Genomic DNA, 23,766 nt, shown 5'->3' with positions numbered 1-23,766 from the left:
TTGATTCGTTAATTGGGATAGCTAATAAAATAAGAGATAACAATAATCTGTTACCTCTTATTATAATTTGGGTGCTGAGATAAATACACAACTCTTGAAAAAGGAAATTGTGGGGGATCGCTTCCCCACAAGATTAATATAAAGTAAAAGCTATATTAACCTGAACAATTAAATATCCAGTAGTTGGTTTGAATAAATAAGATATTTACTCTCTAATAATACGAGATTCGATATTATCATCGTCACGATCATCAGTCCGATTAAAGAATATTTTTTCATTTCCTCTTGCACTCCGATAAAAATGGAGGCAGAATCAAATTGTTGGTGTTTGAGTCCGCCTCGGTGAATATACAATATATTTTCCGGGGCTTTTCTCTTTCTGGTACTTGCGACATGCTTGAACCAGATTGATCCAAGCACCCGCACAGAGAATAACAAAATAAGCATTGAGCACAACACATTTATTCTAAATAATAAAGCGAGCGATTTGTTTTCGCTCTTTTAAATAATTAATTGATTCGTTAATTAAGGTAACTAATAAAATAAGAGGTAACAATAATCTGTTACCTCTTATTATAAATTTGGGTGCTTAGATTAAACCGTAATCAATTAATGAGAAAACTGTGGGGGAATGCTCCCCCACAAGGGAAGTGTTTATTATTGATAAACTTAACCTGAACATTTATATATTCACTATTAATGGTGAAATTCTCGATTGGATTATTATAGAATAAAGTTATCAGTAATACCGTGATATTTATACTAATAACAATCACACTAATCAGAGAATGTTTGTTCATCTTCTTGACAGCTCCTTTATAAGGAGGCAGAATCAAATTGTTAGGGTTTGAGTCCGCCTCGGTTAATATGAATATATTTTCCGGGGCTTTTCTCTTTCTGGTGCTTGCAAAATGCTTGAACCAGATTGATCCAAGCACCCGCGCAGAGAATAACAAAATAAGCATTGAGCACAACACATTTATTCTCAATAATAAAGCGAGCGATTTATTTTCGTTATTTAAAATAATTAATTTATTCGTTAACTTATTTTTAATAAAAAAGAGTCTCGATGTTTTTATGTCGAGACTCTTTAGTTTAAAAGTTACGAAATTTACTTAACTAAATTAATAACAGTAGGCGTTGCCTGTATTGTTGACGTAGTAATAAGAGTATTGTTATTTTGGTGCTTAATAATAACACCGGCTTGAGGTGTTGCTAATTTCCATATTCCTTTTACGGTAATGGTACTATTTATTGGTTGCGATTCTGCTGTAAGCCAATGACGAGAATAAACACTGACTTCAATTTGATCACCTTTATCATCGACTTGGTCTTTTTCTATACCTTGATATAAATTTAAATCAGGGTTAACAATATTTAATGTTAATTGCTGATTTTGTGTTTTAGCCATGACCATAGCAGGTGCATCACTGGATAATAATGTTGCATCCGCTGATTTTAACTGAGTGGCTTCAAAAAAAGCATATCCTTCTTCTTGGGTTATTTTATCTTTTACCGCATGAAGCTGATCATTATGTTGTAATACCGTGTATTCAGGGGCTTTATTACTTTGTGCTTCGATAGCTATTGCATATTCATAATTTGCATTACTCGGTGCGTTACCATGAGAAATAACAGCTGTTGCAAATACTTGTTCTGTTGGTTTTGAATTTCTATCATCAAGTGAATGTTGTTTTTGATAACTAAACTCTACAGTTTGTCCTTTAGTTAGCTTATATAAATTACCAGCAGGATCAATTAAAGTATCTGCATTATTTAAAGTTAATTGAGTACCTAATTGATTAATCTCTTTGCCATTAATTATCACTGATTGTAATTTAGGAACAGCGAACTGGAATAGTGTTGTTTCTGTCGAATGTTGCTTATCATCATTTTCAATACCTGAGCCTAAAGCGATCACTCTATTATCAAATAAGAAATAGGATTTATTTGCCTTCAAGCTCTGTTGTTGATACTTACTGTGGCCATGTAATTTCATAGCAAACATACTGTTGTTATTTAATGTATTGGCACCAGAATAACTCTCAGTTGAAAGCAACATTTCTTCAATACCCGCACTAGGTAATTGATTAAGTTTTGCCTCAAGTTCGTTATATGGAAGATGGATTGTGGTTGTTCCCGGATATCGATTCCAATCCCATCCAGCATGGCTAAATCCAGACTGAGTCAAATCAGCAGGAATAATTTCCAATTGCCCATATTGCAAATAGCGTCCATAACGATTGTTATTTTCATAGCTTTCATTACCAACAAGATAACGACTAAAACCTCGAGCAATCGCAAGCCAGCTTTGTTGTGGTGACTGAGTTGACGCTCTGCGTTGTATTGCCATTGATGCATAATTCATTGCCCATGCACCAACAGGTTCATTTTCAGCCTTAATACCTTCAAAATGTGCTTTGTTATCTAATTTTGCATAAGCAGCGGATAATGTGGGATCTAGCTTCTGTTTACCATCAGGAGTTCCTGCTAAGGCCATCCATTTAAATGGAGCGATCCCAATTTTATGTAATCCAGTGGGATGACGGCCACTTAATACCACCGGAATTTGTGTCTCTTTAGTGTAGATCCGCATTTTTAACAGAACATCTTTTAAACGCTCATGTGCTGAAGTTGATAAGCGAAAAGGCGAGCCACTTAACGCATAAACACTTGGTGCTAAACCTCCAAATGCGTCTTTAGCGTAGGCTGGATAATGTTGTGAATGATGAAAAATAGAACCATCAGATTTAAAACCACCGGCAACGCCTTTTGAGCTTAGAATGGTTTTATTTAGCCAGCTTTGTAGTTGTGCTAAAGCCTGTTGGCGCTGTTGATAATCTGGCAACATCAGTAAGCTTTTTATCATCCACTGTAATTGAGTGTTGAGAATATCAACGTTTGCATCAACGATTTCATCGTCTTTTTCGAAAATTCGTCCAGTGGCGTTGTACCACATCATTGCTTGTTGAGTGGGGGCTAAAAGGTTATTTTTTGCAAGAATATGGCGCCCAATAAACCATGCATCAAAAAGCTCTCTGGTTTGATAGCCAACATGAGTGATAATTTGATAACCACTACCTTGTGTAAAACCTTGTTCAAGGACGTAACGAGTTCCTAATAAATAGAGATCTTCTAATTTTTTTCGATCGGTTGCTGATAAGGAATTACTACGCAAGTAAATTGCAGTTTGAAGAAGTGTTTTACCCACATCTCTTAGCATATTAGCATCAAGCAATGCTTGTTTTGTCTCATCACTAAATACACCTTCGACTTTCATAAAGTTTTGCCGGTTAGGATGATCTAGTGCTTTTCCTGTTATTGAGCCATCAGCGTGTTGTGTTAATTCTAATTTTTCCCAGAGCGCTAAATTTTTATTGAGCATGTCAGAGGTGATTTTTTTATCGCTACTAATTCCCTGATAATACTCAAAACGCTGGTAAATTGATGCCATCTCAGATTGATCGTCATGAAATTCGGTATCAAAATTTAGAGTTGGATAATGCGCTTTAAACATCTGATCGTACATCAGTAAAGCACTCCAGTTTTTACTGACCATTGTATTCACTGCATTATTTACATATGGTGTTTGATAGTCAGGAACTGCCCAACGATTGTCTAAAGGTACACTCATAATAATTTGATCAAAAAAGAGCGTTCCAGCCTGATTTGGGGCTGTTATCACTAATTGATCAAATTGACCTGTTGCAGTGCCTTGCATATCGCGAAAAGGAACTGCAATACCTCTCCATCCCGTAAAATCTAGTTGAGTATCAAAACGTAATGCAATTTTATTATTTTGTTTAAATGCAAATGTTAATGGGGAAGATTGAGGTTTTTCATTATAAATCCACATCATAAAAGTGAGTGGTGTTGCTGTATTTTTATTGTCTTGGTAATTAACAATATTATTTAGTGTTAATGTTGTTTGTGGTTGATATTGCCATTTGAGTGATTGTTCACCATCTTTTGCATGCTGTTTACTCAGTGATAATTGATTATTATCTGACGTAGTGAGGGTATTAGGTATTTCACTCTCAAAGAGATAAATATCACCGAAAGTTTCATGGGAAAGGGAAGGTAATGCCTGTGCGGGTAATGATAAACATAAGCTTAATGCTATTGCATGTGCTAAAGGGTTTTTTATTAGCATAATCAGATTTCCTGCAAATAAAAAAGGAACGCAAGTGCGTCCCTTTTAGTGATATCAAGAGAGAGGTGAAAGTTTGATTTCTTGTGGAATACCAAAGTAACTGGTAAACGTCAGTTCAGTGCTATCACCTGAAACGTTATATTTTACTTCGCTATTTTTATCAGTAGGTTGCCATTTCCCGTTGACGATGACACTGATAGTAACGGCAGTTGCTGCTTTCTGGCGTGTCATGTTTAAATCCGGTGTAACAGCACTAACAGTGAGTGTATTTCCTTGATGATGAGTCATTACAATCGCAGGTTTATCAACCTTTTTGATCCATTTATCTTCGATTGACGCAGATTGATAAAAGGCATACCCCGTCACATTGCTGAGTTTATCGTAAATAATATGAACATCTTTATCTTTACGAAGAACCTGATATAACCCATTATTTTCACGGAATTTTTTAGCCATTTCTCCCATTTTTTCAGGAGTTGCATCTAAAAAGACCATATACTCATAACTAGAATCTTTAGGTTGAACACTGTGATCAATCCATGCTGAACTGAAGTTTCCTTCTGTTGGCTGGCGATTTTTATTTTCAGCCGAAGTTTGGTGTTGACGACTGATATTCACTTTGTCAGCTTGAGTAATTAAATAGCCATTACCGTTGCTATCAATTAACCAATCACCTTGTTTTAGTGTTGTTTGATAAGGTAGCGCTTCAACTTTTTGCCCATTAATCCAAATGGTATTTAATGATGGCGTTATGGCATGTTGAAATAAGGTAGTTTCAACATTTTTATTCTTATCACTACTATTTATATTGCTACCAATAAAAATTAAGTGGTTATCAGCCGCTAATACACTCTTTTTCGCAGTGAAATTAGGATCAAAACGCTCAAGATTAGCAGGATAAATCAGATCAAATGCCATCATGCCATATTGACCTTCAAGGGCTGATGTTCCACTAAATCCACGCTCTCCACGCTGCATTAACGTATGAGGCTTAGGGCTGTCTAACTCTTTAAGAGGAAGATGAATTGTGGTTGCCCCTGGCATTCTATTCCAATCCCAACCTTCTTGTTGATAGCCTTGCGAAAGCTGCGAGCCATTACTGACTATCTGGGCTACACCATGGCTTTGATAACGACCATAGCGGTTATCTTTGTTATAAATTTCAGATGACCAAACATTGGTGTTATAAGCTTTTAATGTCACCATTTTATCTTGCCAGCGATGAATACCAAAAGCACCACCATTAAAGGCATAGAAGCCTTGAGGTAAAGCAGCTGGCGCAATAGTTTCCCCAAAAATAGCATTCGACTCATTTTGAGTTTTATCACTAATCGCAAGATAAATAGAAGCGAGCTTTTTATCAGGAGATGGTTTTGCAGACATTGCAAGCCAGTAATAGCCTTGAGCAACTGATTTTAACGAAGGTGAGTTAAAGGGATGTCGCCCTGCAAGAGGTAATCCGACTTCTGGGTTACTGTAAATCCATGCTGAAACCATCGCTTTTTTCAGGTTATTCCAACCGCTTTCACCCACTGAAAATGGTGTGCCACGTAGTAAATAAATAAGCTGAGAGGCATTTTTAAAGGCAGGGAAAGAGTAACCCGGATAGTTACCTTCATGTCGCCACGCTGTGCCGTCAGGACGTAAACCATCTTTACCGCCTGATGGTACTTGGGTTAATGCCCCAGTGATGTAATGGCTGAAAGTATTAACTAAGTTGATGCGTTTTTGATCATCAGGCTCTAGCAGTAATAAGGCTAAGTGCTGACGAGATAAGGTGTTGAAATAGTCTAAGTCTGAACTATCTGCTCCTACCTTCATATCAAAACTACTTTTAAACTCTCGTGAATACCACAGTAATGAGTCATAAACTTGAGTTTGTAGATTTGCTTCTTTTAAGGCATCAGACATTAATAGTGTAGAAATATACCACCAACGAGAGCTGTATCCCCAGTGATGGGTTGTGACTAGTGCACTCCCTTTAACAAAGCCTTGATCTAATAAATGCTTTGTCATTAATAAGTACATCTGTTTTAACTGAGCTTTTTGTGTCAGATCTTTTTCAAGAACATAAGCACGGCTGATATTAAACATTAATGTCGTGTAGTTACCAAGAATGACATAATTATCAAAAAGCGGCTTATCTTGAGTATTAAGGTTTTCTGGCTGATAAATAATAGTTTGTTTATCCGTGATCAGATGTCGCCCTTGTATTCCACCATCCGCTAAAGTGTGAATATTGAGTGCATCAAAGTCACTTTTTAATTTACTAATATTTTCTTCTAGTGCGAGGTTTGTCTCTTTTTCACCACCGACAAATTCATTAATCAAGCGTTGACGAATAAGATCAACCGCTGCTAAGTTTTCAGGTGTCACGGGTAACTGAGGTTGAACGTTATGAAATTGGATCTCAGGCTCTGATAAGCGTGTTTTAACTTGATAATCAGACCATTGATAGCGAGCATCATCGATAGAAAACATAATGCGATCGATATAGATTTCACCCTGACCTACATTAGAAGGGGCTTTAAATCGAATGCTGTCGACATTAGCACCTAAAGAGCGACCAATGCTGTCTTGAGTACCATCAGAAGAGGTATTCATTGCATTTAAGGTCATCTCCCGATTTTCAAGATCGTTATTTAAAGAGATCCCAATAGCACGCCAGCCAGTGAAATTTAGTTTTACTTTAAAACCCGCTTGCGCCTCACTTGTTGAATTGAGCTTTTCCCCAAAATCGATAGTAAGATAACCATCAATGGGTTTTTCATTATAAAGCCAAAATGATAAAACAGGTGTTGATGCTCGTCCCCATGCTTTAGACGCTTCTTTATCTGTTGGGACAATAAGTTTTTTATGCAAAGTAAAACTACTGCCACCTTTCCATTTCCACAAAATGGATTGGCTTCCCATAATGCTACGTTTATCAGATAACGTCAGTGTTGAGTTTTTATCTGATGAAAAGTCCTCTAATGGGTTACTTTGCGCAAAATGATAGATTTCTGACTGCATCAGATTTTTAGGATCAAATGCAGGATTGCTGGTAGCTGCAAGCGCGTTATAAGGGGCTGATAATAGCCCCAGTGTTATAGCAAGTGCAGTAAAGCGAAATATCGGCATTATTTTTCTCCTTAGAAACGTTGGCTAACGGTGAAGCCAATGCGTCCTTCATTGAACTTGTCATAACGCTGATATCCCATTGTTGTGCCTAAATTTAACGATTGGGTAATATCAAGATTGGCACCTAATTCAGCACTAATAATGTCGCCACCAACGCGATTTCCTTTAATATCGAAGGTGCTTCCTCCTGTATTAAAATAAGTGAGGCTATGACGTTGATTAATATTATTGTCACCTGCAATATCTTTGAAATAACGTAGATTAAGGGATGGAGTTAATTTGCCATAAGAGGTTTGATAGCTATTCCATAAAGCGACTGAACCACCTAATTGATTAACAGCGTAGCGTTGACCATAAGTTCGCATAGATAATGCAGAACCCGTTTCTTCCCATGAATCAATATTTAGCCATTGATATTGGTAAGTCAGCATTGGTTTAATATGGATGAAATCAAAATCAAAATAGGTTCCAGCGTTAATTTGATAACCTAATTGCACACCAGAATAGTTACCTTTTGCTTTGGTATTTCCTTCCCATCCAGTATTACCACCGATATCTCGTTCGCTATCAACAGTGTAATAACCAATATTTAAATTACCGTTTAGGAATAATGTGTCACTATACCAACCGGTGTAAGGCATAAATTCAAAATGGTTAATTTCTTTATTTGCGTTACGTTGTTTGGCATCAGCCTTTGCGTAGTTATAAGCAAAAGAAACACCGATAAGAGCATCTTGATTAATTTCGTAATCAGTACCGATTTGAATACCTGTGCGGTAAGTGTTGTAACCGTTAATTCCACCTTGATTGCTTTGCGTACCATAACCGTACAACACATTAGCCCAGCTATTCCAGCCAGCTTCTCTTTCTTCAATAGGTAATTGGTTATCATAGCGTAAATAGCGATGAGCAATATTATTGCGCATATCTTCAACCATGATTAATCCCGCTTGAATATCACTACCATCGGCAATAGGGGCTAAATCATTTGATAATGCAGCAATATTATTGTCGTCATTTCCAGCTGCGACTAATAGGCTCAGTGCTTCATCTGAGACTTGGCTACGCGTATTATTAAATTCATTTAATACAGTTGGAATAACAAAATTGGCTGCTGCTAATCCATTTTCACTGACACCACCACGTTCGGCAGCACTAATAAAGTTATTACCACCTTCGTAGCTAATGCCATAACGCGCAACTAATTGATTGCCACTAACACCACCGCTAATATTAGGTGGTGTAGTCTCTAACCATGAATCTGTTTTTTCTAATAACGGTGAAACATCGGGTGCAATAGCATTCGCATCTGTAACCGTAATCCCAGCTTCATCTTTAATAGCTGAATTGGAAGAAATTAATACGATATCTTTATTAATGATGTTATCGACACTGGTGCCTTTAAAATCCAATTTGGCTTGGCTACCTTTTTTAAAGGTGACATCACCGTCAACATGAAGAATAGTTTCATCAGTATTGGTATTATCATCAAGGCGGAAAATTAGCTGGCTATTTTCCTTATTCATGAAATTACCTTCCCAGTGGATCGTTCTATCTTTTCCTTGGATAGTTAAATTGCCGTGATTTTCAATTAATGGAACACCTGTAATTTTATATCCATCAAATAGGGCATTTTGAGCACCACCTTGATAAGCGAAATTTATTTTGGTATCCGCATGGCCATTTCCTAAAATATCACCGTGGATCTCGCCATTTACATCACTTCTAAAGCCTGTTTTCAGTGTTCTAAAATCAATGGCTGCCGTTTTTCCACGAATAATGGCACTGTCTCTGATATAAACTCCCGTACCTCGTTTAGGGAAATCACCTTCAACCAATATGGCTGTACCATTTTCACTGGTCACATTAGCGCCATTTAAGTTGATATTACTGCTAAAAGAAGCCCCTTGATTTATTTTGATGGCGCTGGCTCCATCACCAGTAACAGTAATATTTTTTGTAATTGCTTGAGCCTTGTATTCTGTTGATGAGCCATTAAATACAACGCCATCACCTTGAGAAACAGTAACATCTTTATTTATTTGAGCTGTATTCCCGTCATTAATATTAACTGTTTCACAGATATTTAAAGTAGGATCACATTCTGCCGCCCATGCTGAACCATAAATAGCTGATAAAATAGCAGCGCTCAAAAATAACAATTTTTTATTTTTCACAATATAACTCCATGAACAATTATATGATTTTAATTATTAGAATGTTGCTCGGAATGAAACTTTGAAATAATCCTGAGTTGATTTACTTCCATCGTTTTTATTTTCAACTCGTTCATTATAATATTCCGTCATGACTCGCCATTGAGGTGATATTTGATAAGCCATTTGTAAGGTATAACGTGTCATATCTTTTTCGATATAAACGCCTTTATTTGTTCTATCTTCTATTTTTCCAAAAATAGATTTACGCATTGATGGAGAAACAATTAATCCTATTGGAGTCGTCCAGTTTACATACATACGTAATTGTTGATTATGGTTTGTTTCTTTTGTGTCGTATTCTTCATGTCGTATTGCTTGTTTACCACCATCAAAATAAGCCACAGTTGTATTAATATTAGGAGTGACAAAATAACGTAGACCCGGTTCAATTTCCCAGCCTAAATAATCCGTATTTGTGACTCCATTACTACGTTTGTCTTCTTTCTTTTGTAAGCCAAATAAAACGCTACCCGTTAAAACCCAATCTTTATTAATTGGAAATTGGTAATTGGTTTTTGATTCATAAAAATCAATGGTTAAGCGGCTACCATTATCATAGTTCGTCAGATCTTGACGTACTTTTAAACCGGGTTGGATCCAACCATTATTTAATTTAAAACGATAACTACCCTGTAAATCATAACGTTGATAACGGTTCTTATTGTCATGCTCACGTTGACGAAAACCAACATCGAAATACCAGTTAGATTTATCTGGATTAATATTAAAATCCACACGATAACCAGCATAGTTATTTGGTGTATCGTAATCTGCTGTTTCCCAAGAAAACATGGCGTTGACATTAGCTGCCTGAGTATGAAAAGAAGTTAAACCTAAGCCAAGAAGAGGTAAAAAAAGAGCAATACGAAGTTTGTTCATGGTATATATCCAATTCTTTATTCGCTTTTATTTGTGTCAGTTTTTAGGTGTAGGACATCTTTCCCTTTATATTATTAAAAGGATTTTTTATATCAGCGAATTGGGTTTATATATAGCGCCATAAAATTATGGCGCAGATATTTTTATTATTTTTCTTTACATGTCGATATTGTTTTATTTAATTTATTGGTTGTTGCCGTAATGAATTCAGTAGCGCGCCAAGAATCTCCTGTTTTTTCCAACCAAGGGGTTAATTCTTCTTTAATTAATTTCTCAATTAAAGTCATATTATCTTTGGCAATATTTTTCATTTGATATGGATCGTTCACATTGTCATATAAAGTATATTTCAATGGTTGCCCATCTTGTCTATCTATAACCAAAGTATGAGTTTTGGTTCTTACCCCTCGTTTACCAAATGAAGGTTCACCATAAGGAATAAAGAGATAAAGCTGAGAGTTTGCTGTGTCGCCTTTGCCTGTGACTACTCTATCTGCAAGATCAGTACCTTCTACTGAATCAGGGATCCATTCTGATAAACCAAGTAGCCCTAAGATAGTCGGATAAATATCTGGTGCTGACATTAATGCATCGTCAGAACCCGGTTTAATTTTACCTGGTAAACGAAACATCATAGGAACACGCATGGATTCTTCATAAGGATTATTTTTTGTTGCTTGTCCATTTGCTCCTAAGCAACTGCCATGATCAGAGAAGAAAACAACAAGAGTATTATCTGCAAGACCTTGTTTTTCTAATTCATCTACGATGCGACCAAATTGCTCATCAACACCATTGACCATCGCCATATATTCTTTGAAATATTGAGGGCCATAACCTTCTTGATATTCAGTATCCCACTGCACATTAGGACGTGTATTTAGCTCTTTTGAGGTCTTACCTTGATAAGCATCGAGGTATTTTTTCGGTACTTGATCATAAGGTGAATGAGGTGGATTCATTGAAACCACTAATGCAAATGGTTTTGAATTGTCTCTAAATTGATTATTTTCATTTTTGAGGAACTTGATTGCCATATCAGCTTCATGTTCAGGTCCCCATTGATCAATGTAAATTGGCTTATCACGAGGGGTATCGTTTGCCCAATACATTGGTTTTAAATGTAAATCGTAAGTGCCATAAGAATACCAAAAATCAAAACCATGGCGTCTATCTGGTGCTGCCCATTCATTCCAATAGCGGCCTTCCATTGGATTGTTATAACTTTCAATAAATGGTTCGTAAGGCGCATCAAGGTGCCATTTACCGATATAACCAGTGCTGTAATCGAGCGATTTTAAAACATCAGACCAACATTTAGCATAAGGAGATAAATCAATACCTACTTTACCACCGTAGTCATGCGCATTTCCTGTAATACCATTACGAACAGGGTATTGGCCTGTCATAAACATGCCGCGAAATGGAGAGCAAAGAGGGTAGTTTGAAGCCATCTGCGTCATTACTTTGGCTTGCTTCGCAAATTTATTCAAATTAGGTGTAATTGAAGGGTCTTCCCCCATAAACTGTAATGCATGAGCACGCATTTCATCTGGGAAAACAATTAATAGGTTAGGGGCATTCTCTGGACGCGATCGCGTGTTAGAAGCCGAATTCCCTGAATTAGCAATAACAGGGGTAGAAACAGTCATTGCTGCACCGCTGGCTGCGAGTCCTTTGATAAAAGTTCTGCGGGAAACAGTCATTGCTTCCTCCTATTTTACGTTTACTTTCGAATTGGTGGCTTTTATCTTATTTATACTTTTGTGTAAGATCAAAAAGTAAGTTAACGAAAGATCAAGAATTGAAAGGGAGATCACAGAATGATGTCAAATTGTAAGCAATTTGACAGCTAAAATAGGAGTTGAGATATTGTTAAGAATAGATTAACTTTTTATTGTTTTATATATTACACTGATTTATATGGATATTATTTATTTTGTGATGGCGATAGCAAAAATACTTAAAAGCCTCCATTTTTTGCCAGAAAGCTGAATAACAGAAAGTGTAAGTATTTTTCTTTCGTTTGTTTTCATTATCCTTTAATGACCCACCAAGATGTGCCTTTGAACTCAAAATTTTTAACGATCTCCATACCTAATTTTTGATGTGCTTTTAGTGACCGAATATTTTCACTATTCACAAATGCAATAGGATGCCCGCCATGTAAAGAACAGATCTGCTGGTAGAGATCTTTTAATAGGGATTTTCCACGGTGAGATTTATCTATACACACAGGACCGTAAAACCAATTATTTTGTGTTATTTCTGGAAAGTGTTGATTAATAGCTTGAGCAATTGGTGGGATCGAAAAAGAGGTAACAGGAAAGCTAAAAACAACAGCCACAATATTTTCTTGGTAAAGTGCAACAATGGTGTTAGTGCTACTTTGATACATCGCCTCAACTTTATCTAGAGGATATTCGCCATATAATCCACCTTGCTGAGATTCGGAATTTGCCTGTAATAATAGTGCGACTGCATTAATATCTTTGGAGGTCATTTTTTGAAATATGTAATTCATTTTTTATTCCTTTTTACTCTAGCTTATAATCCTAGTATATAAAAAATAATCTATATTACAAAAATATATTAGAAATACTAAAGTTAAACTTATCAATTTTTCATTAGATAATTTATTTTTATTAATTATGACTTGAAATACTTTTTATAAAAAAAAGCAGTAATATTACGTAGTAATTACTGCTTTAATTATAAGGTTATCTTTTAATAATTTAATTATAGAAAAGAAGATCGTTTACCAACCATAAGCTAATCCACCGCCAATAATAATTTCTTTTTCACTATTAATGGAGGAGTTTAATCTAAATGCAATATCGTTATTCGGCTTATATTGTACACCGCCAGCAAATGCTGTGCCTGTTCGATAATTACTAATACCAATTCCACCACTTAAGGTGTGATGACTAAGATAAGGAATGCTAGTCATTGCAACAGATGAAGCAATGCCAGCAAATACTTTTTTCTCTAACGCAATAATTTCTTTATCTAAATTTGCAATTGAATCTGTGATTTCAGCCTGTCTTTTTCTGTAATAATTATCAAAATCATTAACATGGGTTTTGAGATCACTGATATCTGTACTGACAGTTCTCTTTAGCTGATTGATGGCATTATTTGTTGCTATTCTATTTTTATCTACCAGTTTTTTAGTTTGAATAAGATTAACGGCATCTGTATTGTTTTTACCATCACTAATATTAACTAATCGAGAAGTGTGTTTATTTTCAATATTACCAAACGATACTGTATTTTCTTCCGTTGCTAATGAATTAGTCCCAATAGCAACTGAGTGTGTATTTTTAGCTTGGCTATTTGTTCCTATTGCAATTGAACCGTTACCAGATGCGTTACTTTTTTCACCTAATGAAATACTAGGAATATTAACGACTATTGGATCTTCTTTATTTTCTTTTATTGAATGAGTATTAGAATAGGAGAGGGTTGGAAATAAGAAAACAATTAAAAATAATTTTTTAAATAGCATTTAATTTAATCCTGTAATGATCTTTGGTGGTATTAATTAATGCTAAATGATTGCTTTTCTCATCACAAATAAAACATTCTGTATTTGCTCTTAAAAATAGTTTTAAATAAAATACTAAGCTATTTAATATGTAGTTAATAGTTATATTTAATTAAATAGTATTTTATAATTGTCCATTTTATAACTATCTATTTTATGGAAAGCTGCACCTTAATTAAGATGCAGTTTAGGATATAAAGTTATTAATTTTTTTTTCTAAAAGCAAAAGCGACGGAAATTGCTTGTAGTAAACACATTGTTGACGTTTGAGAACGAAAGGTTTTTATTTGAGCTTCTTTAACTGTTAAACAAACATCACTTAGACTTGCTAATGGGCTAATTGGACTATCAGTAACAATAATCTGTTTTGCTTCTTTGTAAGTCGCCATTTCACACATTTTTTGCATTTCATCTGAATACGGGTGGAAGTGAATGCCAAAGAGCACATCACGATGTGTAATATTTCTCAATTGCTCTTTGTACATCCCACCTAGGCTGTTGACAAAAACAGTCTCACAAGGGATATGCGAGAGAGCATGGAAAAAGTAACTTGCAGCACTGAATGAGTGATGAAAGCCACAAATATAAATTGTGTCAGCGTGTTCGAGTAATTGTAATGTTTTATTTAACATTTCTCTGTGAGTCTGATTTGCCAATTGTTGCAATGAATGGCTATTTGCTTGTGCAAATTCTTGCAGAATATAGGCAGGCTCATTCAGATTAGGAAGCTCCTCTTTATATTTTTGTTTATAAGTTAAATTTTCATTTTCGTTTATCATTTCATTCATCAAATGATTTTGAAATAATTGTTTCATTTCATTAAAGCCATTGAAATGAAATGCGTTGGCAAAACGAATTAATGTCGATGGAGGAACATTTGCTTTATCTGCAAGGATCGCAATTGTATCAAATGCCACACTGTTTTTATTATCAAGTAGATAATGTGCAACCTGCTGTAGCCTTTTACTTAATCCATTATAGCGGGAGCGAACTTGTTCCTGTAGTTCATTCAGATTTGTTGCAGTAGACATAGTGCCCTCAATAAAAATACTATTGTAATTGTAGTGTTTTTTGCTTGAGATTTGAATGTTTTTAGCTAATAGCAATTAAAATGAAATATAGAGTTAATTTCAAGTAAATGAATGACCTAAAGGTAATTATTTGATGTTTAAAACTCTATTTTATTTATTCTTTATTACTTTTATTATCACTTCTCGAAATTAATTTTCTTTATTTGAAACTAAATGAAATTATTATTTCATTTAACTAATGTGATATTAATAATAATGTTGATTTTATTTGAATGGATTAGCCTTATTTGACCTTGTTTGTTTTATATTGTCGGAAATTTAACTTAGATTGTTATTTTTATTTGCTAATATTGTCTCTATTTAAAATGTGGAGTGTTTTAATATCTTTGTGCGCGATGATTGATATTTATAATACGACACTTGTTTTATTTGTTAATGATAGTAATTTATCACTATCTTAATTTAAATTTATTTTTATTGGTTGAAATTTTTATATGCAAAACGATCATTCGTGGATTAATTTATTAATGTACTATTGTCATGATCACTACTCAGAAATGATGCCAGTTATATTTTTTGTTTGTATTGTTGGGATTATTTTTGGTGTTGTACGAGAAATGCGCTGGTTATCCGTTTTTTTTACGGTTCCTCTCATTATTATTGTATTTTGTTTAATAAGCTCTAATTTAGAATAAGTAAAAAATACAATTGTTTTTATGGTTGGACAATTGTTGTATTGATCTTATTTCGCCTCTTATTTTTACTTCTCCATCTATTCTTTTTATTATGTATATAAACACCTGCCAATACACCTATCTTATTTTAAAAAAATCCGATCCAACAATGTCATTGATTAGATAATCAACAGAGTGACTAATAAGAGCCCATTACTTATTGATTATTATTGATAATGATAAGCAAATTATTTGTTGGATTATGGGCTAACAATTTATTCTCAATACACTAAACTAGATAACATTATTGTAATGAATTAGAAACTATTGGATTTTTATTATGCAATGGCGAAATAATGCGTCTCGCTATGGGCACTTGTCTCTCCTTTTACATTGGGGGTCGGCGCTGACTGTCTATGGTATGTTTGCTTTAGGGCTGTGGATGGTGACGCTAGGGTATTATGATAGTTGGTATCATTCTGCACCTGAAATACACAAGAGCATTGGTATTCTTTTGTTTATTATTTTGATAGTGCGTGTGATATGGCGTTGGATCTCTCCATCTCCTAAAGCTTTATCAAGTTATAGTAAGTTGACACGCATTAGTGCCCATATTGCACATATGCTTTTATATTTAATCTTATTTTCTATTCTGATTAGTGGTTATTTAATTTCAACCGCTGATGGACAAGCTATATCTGTATTTGATTGGTTTTCTGTGCCTGCCATTTTTACAGGGGAAGCCGAGCAAGCGGATTTAGCAGGTGATATTCATCTTTATTTAGCCTGGTCAGTGGTTTTATTATCGTTATTACATGCTGCTGGCGCTTTAAAACATCATTTTATTGATAAAGATGTCACGTTAAAACGCATGCTAGGAATGCGAACTAAATAATTAAACTTATAAAACGAAATTATGGAGATAACGATGTTTAAGAAAGCTTTATTAGGTTTAACCGCAGGTGCGTTGTTATTTAATGCAAGTACTGCTTTAGCCGCAGATTATGCTATTGATAAACAAGGCCAACACGCATTTGTACAGTTTCGTATCCAACATTTAGGCTATAGCTGGTTATACGGCACTTTTAAAGATTTCGATGGTACATTTAGTTACGATAAAGAAGATCCATCAAAAGACAAAGTTGATGTTGTGATTAAAACAGGAAGCTTAGACACTAATCACGCAGAACGTGATAAGCACTTACGTAGCGCTGATTTCTTTAATGCAAGCAAATATCCTGAAGCCCGATTTGTTTCAACTCAAGTTACTCGTGATGGCGAAAACTATGTTGTTACCGGTGATTTGACATTAAATGGTGTGACTAAACCTATTTCATTAAATGCAAAATTAATTGGCGAAGGTACTGATCCTTGGAAAGGTTATCGCGCTGGTTTTGAAGCAACAGGTAAAGTGAATCTGAAAGAGTTTAATTTTAAATCAGACTTAGGACCAAAATCACAAGAAGCAGAATTAATTATCTCTGTTGAAGGTGTAAAAAAAGCGTAATTAAATGCTTTTTTAGGGCAACAAAGCCTCTTATTACCTAGATGATTTATAAACCGATACCTTAACGTATCGGTTTTTTTATGCACAATTATGATGAATGATCTTATACTTAAGTACTAATTCTTATTTTTTATAGGATTAATATTTATGTTGAGGCTTTATCTATTTTAAGTCCGTACAAAGAAAGGTCATAACCAAGAAGCTATCCATTTGTTTAACAGGAAAGAGTCATAATGAAAAAATTACGCCATACTTTTTTGGGCACTCTACTTATATCTGGTTTTTTTACAGTAGGTATTACAGATGCTGATGCATGTACTCGACTTGTTTATTTAGGTGACAATAACCAAATTATCACAGCTCGCTCGATGGACTGGAAATATGACATAGGAACAAATTTATGGATATTTCCACAAGGAATGCAACGCTCAGGAGAAGCGGGTGATAACTCAATAAAATGGACATCTAAATATGGAAGTGTGATTGCATCCGGTTATGATATTTCTACGACAGATGGTATGAATGAAAAAGGTTTAGTGGCTAATTTATTGTGGTTAGCGGAATCAGATTATCCAGCATATACCAAAGAGAAACCGGCAATTTCAATTTCTGCATGGGCGCAATATGTGTTAGATAATTTTGCTTCAGTTGAAGAAGCTGTGAATGCATTAGACAGTGAGCCTTTTATTGTATTAACAGATAAAGTTCCTGGGCAAGATAGAATGGCAACATTACACCTCTCGCTTTCAGATGCAACGGGAGATAGTGCCATTATTGAATATATTAATGGCAAGCAAGTGATTCATCACAGCAAAGAGTATCAAGTGATGACGAACTCACCTATTTTTTCAGAACAATTAGCGTTAAATAGTTATTGGCAACAAATTGGTGGAACTGTGATGTTACCGGGGACTAACCGAGCTTCAGATCGCTTTGCCAGAGCTTCTTTTTATGTTAATGCTATTCCTAAAGCTCAATCGAGTAAAAAATCTCTTGCTAGCGTATTTGGTGTGATCAGAAATGTATCTGTGCCTTATGGATTAAGTACGGTTGAGTCACCAGAAATTTCATCTACACGCTGGAGAACTGTTGCTGATCATAAAAATCAATTATATTTTTTCGAATCAGCATTATCGCCGAATACCTTTTGGGTTAATTTAAAGGAAATTGATTTTTCAAAAGAGAATGGAAAAGTAATGACATTACCTTTAGGTGAAGAGCAGTCGATAATCTATTCAGCGAATGCGACAAGTCATTTTAAACCCGCAGAACCTTTTAAATTTCAAGGATTAGATAATATTCCTTTAAATAACTAGCTGAGTATTTACGATATCTAATATGAAATTATCCGCAATACTAAATGTGATAGAGACATCTAAAGTGACAAGAAAAATGATGTCTTTATTACTTATCTTAAATGGTATTTTTATCATTTACTCTATTTTGCTGTCTCGTGGCATTTATCTGGATTGGGAAATTCATGGGTTTTCAGCATGGCTTAAATCTTTAGGGGTATTAAAACTTCTTGATATACCCAAGGTCATGTTGGCTTGTGCCTTAATCTTGCTTTCAATATTTATGTATTTGGGCGTCAGAATTGCGTGGTGCGTTTCTTTGATTTTATTAGCCACCATTATTTTTCTTGATGTCGCTGTTTATCAGCAAATGGATTTTCAATCCTATTTTTCTTTTATTTTAGCGATTGGGCTGTTAATGAGTTGGCGTGCATTTCCGCATCATAGTTTAACTAGTGCTGGCTTTGTGGCTTTTATCTGTATCCTTTCTTTGCTGTTATTCTCAATGCTGGGAAGTCTTTATATTGGTGATGAGTTTAAGCCTCATATTACAACGTTGATGGATGCGTTCTATTTTTCTATTGTCTGTATGACGACACTAGGATTTGGCGATATTGTGCCAATTAGCACGAATGCACGTATTTTTACTCTCACTGTTGTTATCTTAGGAATAACTGTTTTTACTACGTCCATTGTGTACGTCATGGGATTTCTTGCGCGTGGCACTCGCGATATTGTTAAGAAAAGGATCGCTAAAATGCATAATCATTTTATTATTATTGGTTCATCAGCATTAGCTTCTCAATTAGAAAAAGGGCTGAGAGAGCAAGGAAAACCGGTTATTGCGATTTGTACCGATAAAAGTAAAGCCTCTTATGACACGCAAGCCAATATTATTGAAGGCGATCCTACTAATCTTAAAACATTGCTATCTGCCAATATTGCGAAAGCGAGTTGGGTGGCGACTTTATCTGAAAGTGATGCAGAAAATACCTTTATTTTACTGACTATCCAAGAATGTTCTAATGTCGATGCCAAATTGATCACTATTATTAATCAAGATGAAAATAGAGATAAAATCAGTCGGTTACGCCCAGATATGTTGTTCTCTTTAGCATCATTAGGTAAAGAAATTATGATGAAAGTTTTGTGTGGTGAATCTATTTCTTCATCGGATGTGACTGATTTGCTTTTAAACAAATATTTAAAATCATAATTTTGATAAAACCTTCTTTACGAAAGATAATGATTACCATAAGATGTATTTAAAATGCATCTTAAGTGAGGTTGAATTATGGAACTTGTAAGTTATAAAACAATGCCAGAGTGGACTCGTACATCCATTCCTTTAGCGTTATTAGAACGTCATAATACAAAGGAAGGCACTTATGCTCAAATGCGGGTATTGCAAGGTAACATGACATTTGTTGTTTTTAATGATGATGGTTCACAAATTTCAGTGGAGTGTGATACTGAAAATCAGCCACCTTTAATTCAACCTCAACAGTGGCATAAAATAGATAAAGCAAGCGATGATGTTCTTTGTCAGCTCTCTTTTTTATGTGCTCCTGAAGATAAGCTATTTAAAGAAAACGACTTATCATTACCACATTCTGAAGTGCGTTATATGGCAACGTTTACCCAACCTTGCAAGGTGTTAGATTTAGGTGCAGGTCGTGGTCGAAACAGTTTTTATTTAGCGTCTCAAGGTTATGATGTAACAGCGTTAGATATTAATGCTTCACATATTGATGCCATTGAAGCAGTTAAAACCAAAACAGGGTTAGCGGTAAAAAGCGGCTTATATGATATTAATGAAGCTTCACTGACAGAGAAATACGATATTATTCTTTCAACGGTTGTATTGATGTTCTGTCAACGGGAACGTATTGAAAGTATTATTAAAAACATGCAGGAATGTACCAACTCTAACGGTATTAATGTGATTGTTTGCCCTGTTGAAACGCCAAATAGTGATCCTGCTGAAATTCCATTTAAAACCTTTTTACGTCCAAACGAATTAGCTGATTATTATAAAGACTGGGAAATTATTAAATATAATGAAAACCCAGGGCATCTACATAAAACAGATGCAAATGGAAATCGTATCGCCTTAAACTTTGCTACTTTAATCGCACGTAAAAAATAGTTAAGTTCAATCGTCTCTTTTTAAATACCCCAAATAATTGGGGTATTTTTTTGTCTGTTTAAGCGAGTTTTATTGTTGTGGTAATTTATCACTTTTAATGTCATCGGCTTGGTTTGTTTGTTCTTTTGCCTCAGACTTTTGCAATATTCGTTCTAATAAAACCGTATAAATAGGGCGGCCACCTAATAATTGAGCCAACATTGTTGCACCTAAACAGGTAATGATCATCGGTAGGATAAGTTGATAATTATCAGTCATTTCTAATACGAGGACGATCCCGGTTAGAGGTGCTCTTACGGTTGCTGCAAATAAAGCGCCCATTCCTGCAATAGCAAACGTACCAATTTGAATTTGATAATCAGGGAAAAGTAAGGTTGCAGTTAATCCGAAGGCGCTGCCAAATAGCGTACCTAATGCCAGAGTGGGGGCGAATATACCGCCAGGAGCACCAGAGGCAAAACTGATAATGGATGTTATAGTTCGTAAAACAAAGAAAAGTAATAGCGCGATAAGAGAATATTGCCCTGTGCTTAATGCTGGAATAATACTAAATCCACCCCCCGTTATTTCAGGAATAATTAGTGCTAATAAGCCACAAAGCCCACCAATGATCCCGCCTGTTAAAACGAAACGTGATGTTTTATCTTGATAAAAATGTTGAAACTGGGTTTGAACATAAAAAAGTAATTTACTGAAAATAACGCCAATAATGCCAAATAACATACCCAAAACTAAATACAACCAGAGTGTATTTAGTGGTGCAGATGAAAATTTACCGATATGAATAACACCATCTTCACCATTAAATAGGCGAAAAACAATGCAAGACATAATCACGCCAATAAAGACGGCTTTAATTGAAATAAGGCTGTATTTAAATTGAGGACGCATTTCTTCAATAATAAATAAAATACCAGCCAGAGGAGCATTAAAAGCCGCAGTTAATCCTGCTGCGGCTCCGGTCGCTAATAGAGTATGGCGTGACTCTTTATCTTTTACTCGAGAAATATCATTTACGAGCTGACCAATATTGGCACCTAATTGTACCGTTGGGCCTTCTCGCCCTAATACCATTCCAGAACCTAAAGTCCCAATACTGGCAATAAATTTTACAGGTAATACTCGCCACCAACGAACAGGGCGAATATCTATCATGGCACCTTCAATTTCAGGTATTCCTGAGCCCCCTGATTCGGGTGAAATTTTCTTGACTAAATAGTATCCCAGCATTGCCAGAATAGAGGAAAAGAGTAATGTGCAGATCGCTAGAATATAAGGATTGGTAAAGGTTTTAATAAATTCTTCTTGTCGAAAATGAATCACCCAACTAACGCTTTTTTCAAATAAAACACCCACTAGCCCAGCTAAAGAGCCGACTATAGCGGACAATAACAGGATCTTTAGTGGTGCAAGGTTGGTTTCTTGCGCTTTTCTGAACAGATTAAAACGTCGTTCATTTTGGCTGTTTTGTGCTGATTTATGATTATGCATAACTTTGATTGAAGTATTGTAACGATGAACCTAATGATAGCGTAATTTAATAATGAAGTGATATTTCTCACATAACTAAGCCAATTTTAGAGTTAGTCGTTTTTTTTTCTAGCATATTTTCACTTTTTCATCTTTAGTGTAATTGATAACAAAAAATACATATTTAGATAACATTTGGACGAGAAAGGGTAAATTATGGATTTCATCACAAATATATTAAGCGCTATAAATGGCGTGGTATGGGGAGTTCCGATGCTTGTCGGTATTCTCGGTATCGGCCTTTTTATGCAGTTTCGACTTGGCTTTTTACCGATTAGGAAGTTAGGAACAGGATTTAAGCTTTTATTTGAAAAAAATGATAAAAGAGGTGAAGGGCAAATATCGCCATTTAATGCCTTAATGACCGCGCTATCTGCCACCATCGGAACCGGTAATATTGCTGGTGTTGCAACAGCGGTTGTCTTAGGTGGTCCCGGTGCATTGTTCTGGATGTGGATGACCGCATTAGTGGGAATGGCAACCAAATATTCAGAAGCCGTACTTGCTGTACGTTTCCGTGAAGTTGATAAATACGGAAACTATGTCGGTGGGCCAATGTATTACATCAAAAATGGCTTAGGTAAAAACTGGGTTTGGCTAGGTACTGTTTTTGCTGTCTTTGGTAGTTTTGCGGGATTTGGTATTGGTAATACAGTACAAGCAAACTCTGTCGCTGATGTACTGGAAAGCAACTTTGGTATTTCGACGACAATTACTGCTATTGTGCTCGTTGTTTTAGTTGGTGCTGTACTCATCGGGGGCATTAAGCGTATTGCTGATGTTGCCGGTAAATTAGTTCCTATTATGACTGTCGGCTATTTTGGTGCAGGTATTGTTGTTCTCGCACTGAATGCGACTGCGATCCCTGATGCAATTGTCCTTATTGTTAAATCAGCATTTACGCCTGTTGCTGCTCAAGGTGGTTTTGCGGGTGCGGCTGTTTGGGCGGCGATCCGTTTTGGTGTAGCGCGTGGTGTTTTCTCAAATGAAGCTGGATTGGGTAGTGCGCCTATTGCCCATGCGACGGCAAAAACACAAAATCCTGTTCGCCAAGGTTTAATTGCGATGTTGGGGACTTTTATTGATACCATCATCGTCTGCTCTGTTACCGGATTAACCATTGTTATCACAGGGCAATGGTTAACAGGGCAAAGTGGAGCAACATTAACCGCCGCATCGTTCTCTACCGCTATTCCGGGAGGTAACTATATTGTGGCAATTGCATTAGCTATTTTTGCCTTTACCACGATTTTAGGCTGGAGTTTTTACGGTGAAAAATGTGTGCAATATCTTTTTGGACCTAAAGCGATTATGCCATTTAGAGTTGCATGGCTAATTGCGTTACCGGTTGGTGCGACACAATCGTTAGAGTTTGTGTGGTTATTAGCCGATACACTCAATGCAATGATGGCTATTCCTAACTTAATTGCATTAGCTTTATTAAGCCCTGTTGTTTATCGCTTAACAAGAGATCATATAAAAGATGTTAACGCCGATAATATTGAATTAGATAAAGAAACTCACTCAGTGAGTAAAAAAGAAGCCGAAGCAGAGTAACTCGTTCTCACTTATTGGCTAACAACACAACATAAAACCGCATGCTTTATCGCGATAAGTATGCGGTTTTTTTATGGTGATAACTTGAGGTTTGAGAAATTACAG

15 protein-coding genes are annotated in these 23,766 nt (G+C 35.6%); 6 read left to right on the top strand and 9 right to left on the bottom strand.

Annotation, left to right across the window (positions count from 1 at the left end; translation table 11 throughout):
• Window positions 1-1,111: 1,111 nt before the first annotated feature.
• The 8 genes from EHE21_RS14025 to EHE21_RS13990 form a co-directional block, all read right to left on the bottom strand.
• The gene (locus EHE21_RS14025) at window positions 1,112-4,153 is read right to left on the bottom strand and encodes a chondroitinase family polysaccharide lyase (protein WP_194950980.1); all 3,042 of its coding nucleotides are present in this window, start codon (window positions 4,151-4,153) and stop codon (window positions 1,112-1,114) included.
• Window positions 4,154-4,207: 54 nt separating this feature from the next.
• Window positions 4,208-7,273, bottom strand: a complete 3,066-nt coding sequence (locus EHE21_RS14020) for a chondroitinase family polysaccharide lyase (RefSeq protein ID WP_194950979.1) — start codon at window positions 7,271-7,273, stop codon at window positions 4,208-4,210.
• Between the two features lie 11 nt (window positions 7,274-7,284).
• Window positions 7,285-9,450, bottom strand: coding sequence for an autotransporter outer membrane beta-barrel domain-containing protein (locus tag EHE21_RS14015; protein ID WP_194950978.1), 2,166 nt, complete (start codon window positions 9,448-9,450; stop codon window positions 7,285-7,287).
• A gap of 36 nt (window positions 9,451-9,486) precedes the next feature.
• Complete coding sequence (locus EHE21_RS14010; protein ID WP_194950977.1) at window positions 9,487-10,371, bottom strand: OmpG porin family protein; 885 nt, start codon at window positions 10,369-10,371, stop codon at window positions 9,487-9,489.
• A gap of 146 nt (window positions 10,372-10,517) precedes the next feature.
• A complete protein-coding gene (locus EHE21_RS14005) occupies window positions 10,518-12,077 on the bottom strand; it encodes a sulfatase-like hydrolase/transferase (RefSeq protein ID WP_194950976.1) in 1,560 nt (519 codons plus the stop codon).
• 329 nt (window positions 12,078-12,406) lie between these two features.
• Window positions 12,407-12,895, bottom strand: a complete 489-nt coding sequence (locus EHE21_RS14000) for an N-acetyltransferase (protein ID WP_194950975.1) — start codon at window positions 12,893-12,895, stop codon at window positions 12,407-12,409.
• A gap of 234 nt (window positions 12,896-13,129) precedes the next feature.
• On the bottom strand, window positions 13,130-13,879 hold the full coding sequence (locus EHE21_RS13995) for a YadA-like family protein (protein WP_194950974.1): 750 nt from the start codon (window positions 13,877-13,879) through the stop codon (window positions 13,130-13,132).
• 242 nt (window positions 13,880-14,121) lie between these two features.
• A complete protein-coding gene (locus EHE21_RS13990) occupies window positions 14,122-14,949 on the bottom strand; it encodes a MurR/RpiR family transcriptional regulator (RefSeq protein ID WP_088494885.1) in 828 nt (275 codons plus the stop codon).
• Window positions 14,950-15,963: 1,014 nt separating this feature from the next.
• Here EHE21_RS13990 and EHE21_RS13985 point away from each other — a divergent pair.
• From EHE21_RS13985 to tehB, 5 genes are all read left to right on the top strand, one after another.
• Complete coding sequence (locus tag EHE21_RS13985) at window positions 15,964-16,518, top strand: cytochrome b (protein ID WP_194950973.1); 555 nt, start codon at window positions 15,964-15,966, stop codon at window positions 16,516-16,518.
• Between the two features lie 33 nt (window positions 16,519-16,551).
• Window positions 16,552-17,130, top strand: a complete 579-nt coding sequence (locus tag EHE21_RS13980; protein ID WP_194950972.1) for a YceI family protein — start codon at window positions 16,552-16,554, stop codon at window positions 17,128-17,130.
• A gap of 230 nt (window positions 17,131-17,360) precedes the next feature.
• Window positions 17,361-18,446: a linear amide C-N hydrolase gene (locus EHE21_RS13975; RefSeq protein ID WP_194952674.1), complete on the top strand. Its 1,086-nt coding sequence runs from the start codon at window positions 17,361-17,363 to the stop codon at window positions 18,444-18,446.
• Between the two features lie 22 nt (window positions 18,447-18,468).
• The gene (locus tag EHE21_RS13970; protein ID WP_194950971.1) at window positions 18,469-19,641 is read left to right on the top strand and encodes an NAD-binding protein; all 1,173 of its coding nucleotides are present in this window, start codon (window positions 18,469-18,471) and stop codon (window positions 19,639-19,641) included.
• 78 nt (window positions 19,642-19,719) lie between these two features.
• Window positions 19,720-20,574 carry an SAM-dependent methyltransferase TehB gene (gene tehB / locus EHE21_RS13965; RefSeq protein WP_088494891.1) on the top strand — a complete coding sequence of 285 codons (855 nt, stop codon included), beginning with the start codon at window positions 19,720-19,722 and terminating at the stop codon, window positions 20,572-20,574.
• Between the two features lie 69 nt (window positions 20,575-20,643).
• On the opposite strand, the gene clcA is transcribed toward tehB, so the two are convergent.
• Entirely contained in the window at window positions 20,644-22,065 is a 1,422-nt protein-coding gene (clcA, locus tag EHE21_RS13960) for a H(+)/Cl(-) exchange transporter ClcA (protein WP_194950970.1), read from the bottom strand.
• A 195-nt stretch (window positions 22,066-22,260) separates the two neighbouring features.
• On the opposite strand from clcA, the gene EHE21_RS13955 reads away from it, so the two are divergent.
• Entirely contained in the window at window positions 22,261-23,661 is a 1,401-nt protein-coding gene (locus EHE21_RS13955; protein WP_194950969.1) for an alanine/glycine:cation symporter family protein, read from the top strand.
• The last annotated feature ends 105 nt before the right edge of the window (window positions 23,662-23,766 follow it).

The sequence above is a fragment of the Proteus sp. GOKU genome, assembly GCF_015475555.1.
Taxonomy (GTDB): Bacteria; Pseudomonadota; Gammaproteobacteria; order Enterobacterales; family Enterobacteriaceae; genus Proteus; species Proteus mirabilis_B.
Note: the sequence above shows the minus strand (reverse complement) of the source record. Positions and strands in the feature narration are given on the sequence as shown.

What these genes read in the sequence shown, in the direction of transcription:
- EHE21_RS14025 (WP_194950980.1), bottom strand. Translation starts at nt 4,153, where the DNA reads ATGCTAATAAAAAACCCTTTAGCACATGCAATAGCATTAAGCTTATGT.
- EHE21_RS14020 (WP_194950979.1), bottom strand. Translation starts at nt 7,273, where the DNA reads ATGCCGATATTTCGCTTTACTGCACTTGCTATAACACTGGGGCTATTA.
- EHE21_RS14010 (WP_194950977.1), bottom strand. Translation starts at nt 10,371, where the DNA reads ATGAACAAACTTCGTATTGCTCTTTTTTTACCTCTTCTTGGCTTAGGT.
- EHE21_RS14005 (WP_194950976.1), bottom strand. Translation starts at nt 12,077, where the DNA reads ATGACTGTTTCCCGCAGAACTTTTATCAAAGGACTCGCAGCCAGCGGT.
- EHE21_RS14000 (WP_194950975.1), bottom strand. Translation starts at nt 12,895, where the DNA reads ATGAATTACATATTTCAAAAAATGACCTCCAAAGATATTAATGCAGTC.
- EHE21_RS13995 (WP_194950974.1), bottom strand. Translation starts at nt 13,879, where the DNA reads ATGCTATTTAAAAAATTATTTTTAATTGTTTTCTTATTTCCAACCCTC.
- EHE21_RS13990 (WP_088494885.1), bottom strand. Translation starts at nt 14,949, where the DNA reads ATGTCTACTGCAACAAATCTGAATGAACTACAGGAACAAGTTCGCTCC.
- EHE21_RS13985 (WP_194950973.1), top strand. Translation starts at nt 15,964, where the DNA reads ATGCAATGGCGAAATAATGCGTCTCGCTATGGGCACTTGTCTCTCCTT.
- EHE21_RS13980 (WP_194950972.1), top strand. Translation starts at nt 16,552, where the DNA reads ATGTTTAAGAAAGCTTTATTAGGTTTAACCGCAGGTGCGTTGTTATTT.
- EHE21_RS13970 (WP_194950971.1), top strand. Translation starts at nt 18,469, where the DNA reads ATGAAATTATCCGCAATACTAAATGTGATAGAGACATCTAAAGTGACA.
- tehB (WP_088494891.1), top strand. Translation starts at nt 19,720, where the DNA reads ATGGAACTTGTAAGTTATAAAACAATGCCAGAGTGGACTCGTACATCC.
- clcA (WP_194950970.1), bottom strand. Translation starts at nt 22,065, where the DNA reads ATGCATAATCATAAATCAGCACAAAACAGCCAAAATGAACGACGTTTT.
- EHE21_RS13955 (WP_194950969.1), top strand. Translation starts at nt 22,261, where the DNA reads ATGGATTTCATCACAAATATATTAAGCGCTATAAATGGCGTGGTATGG.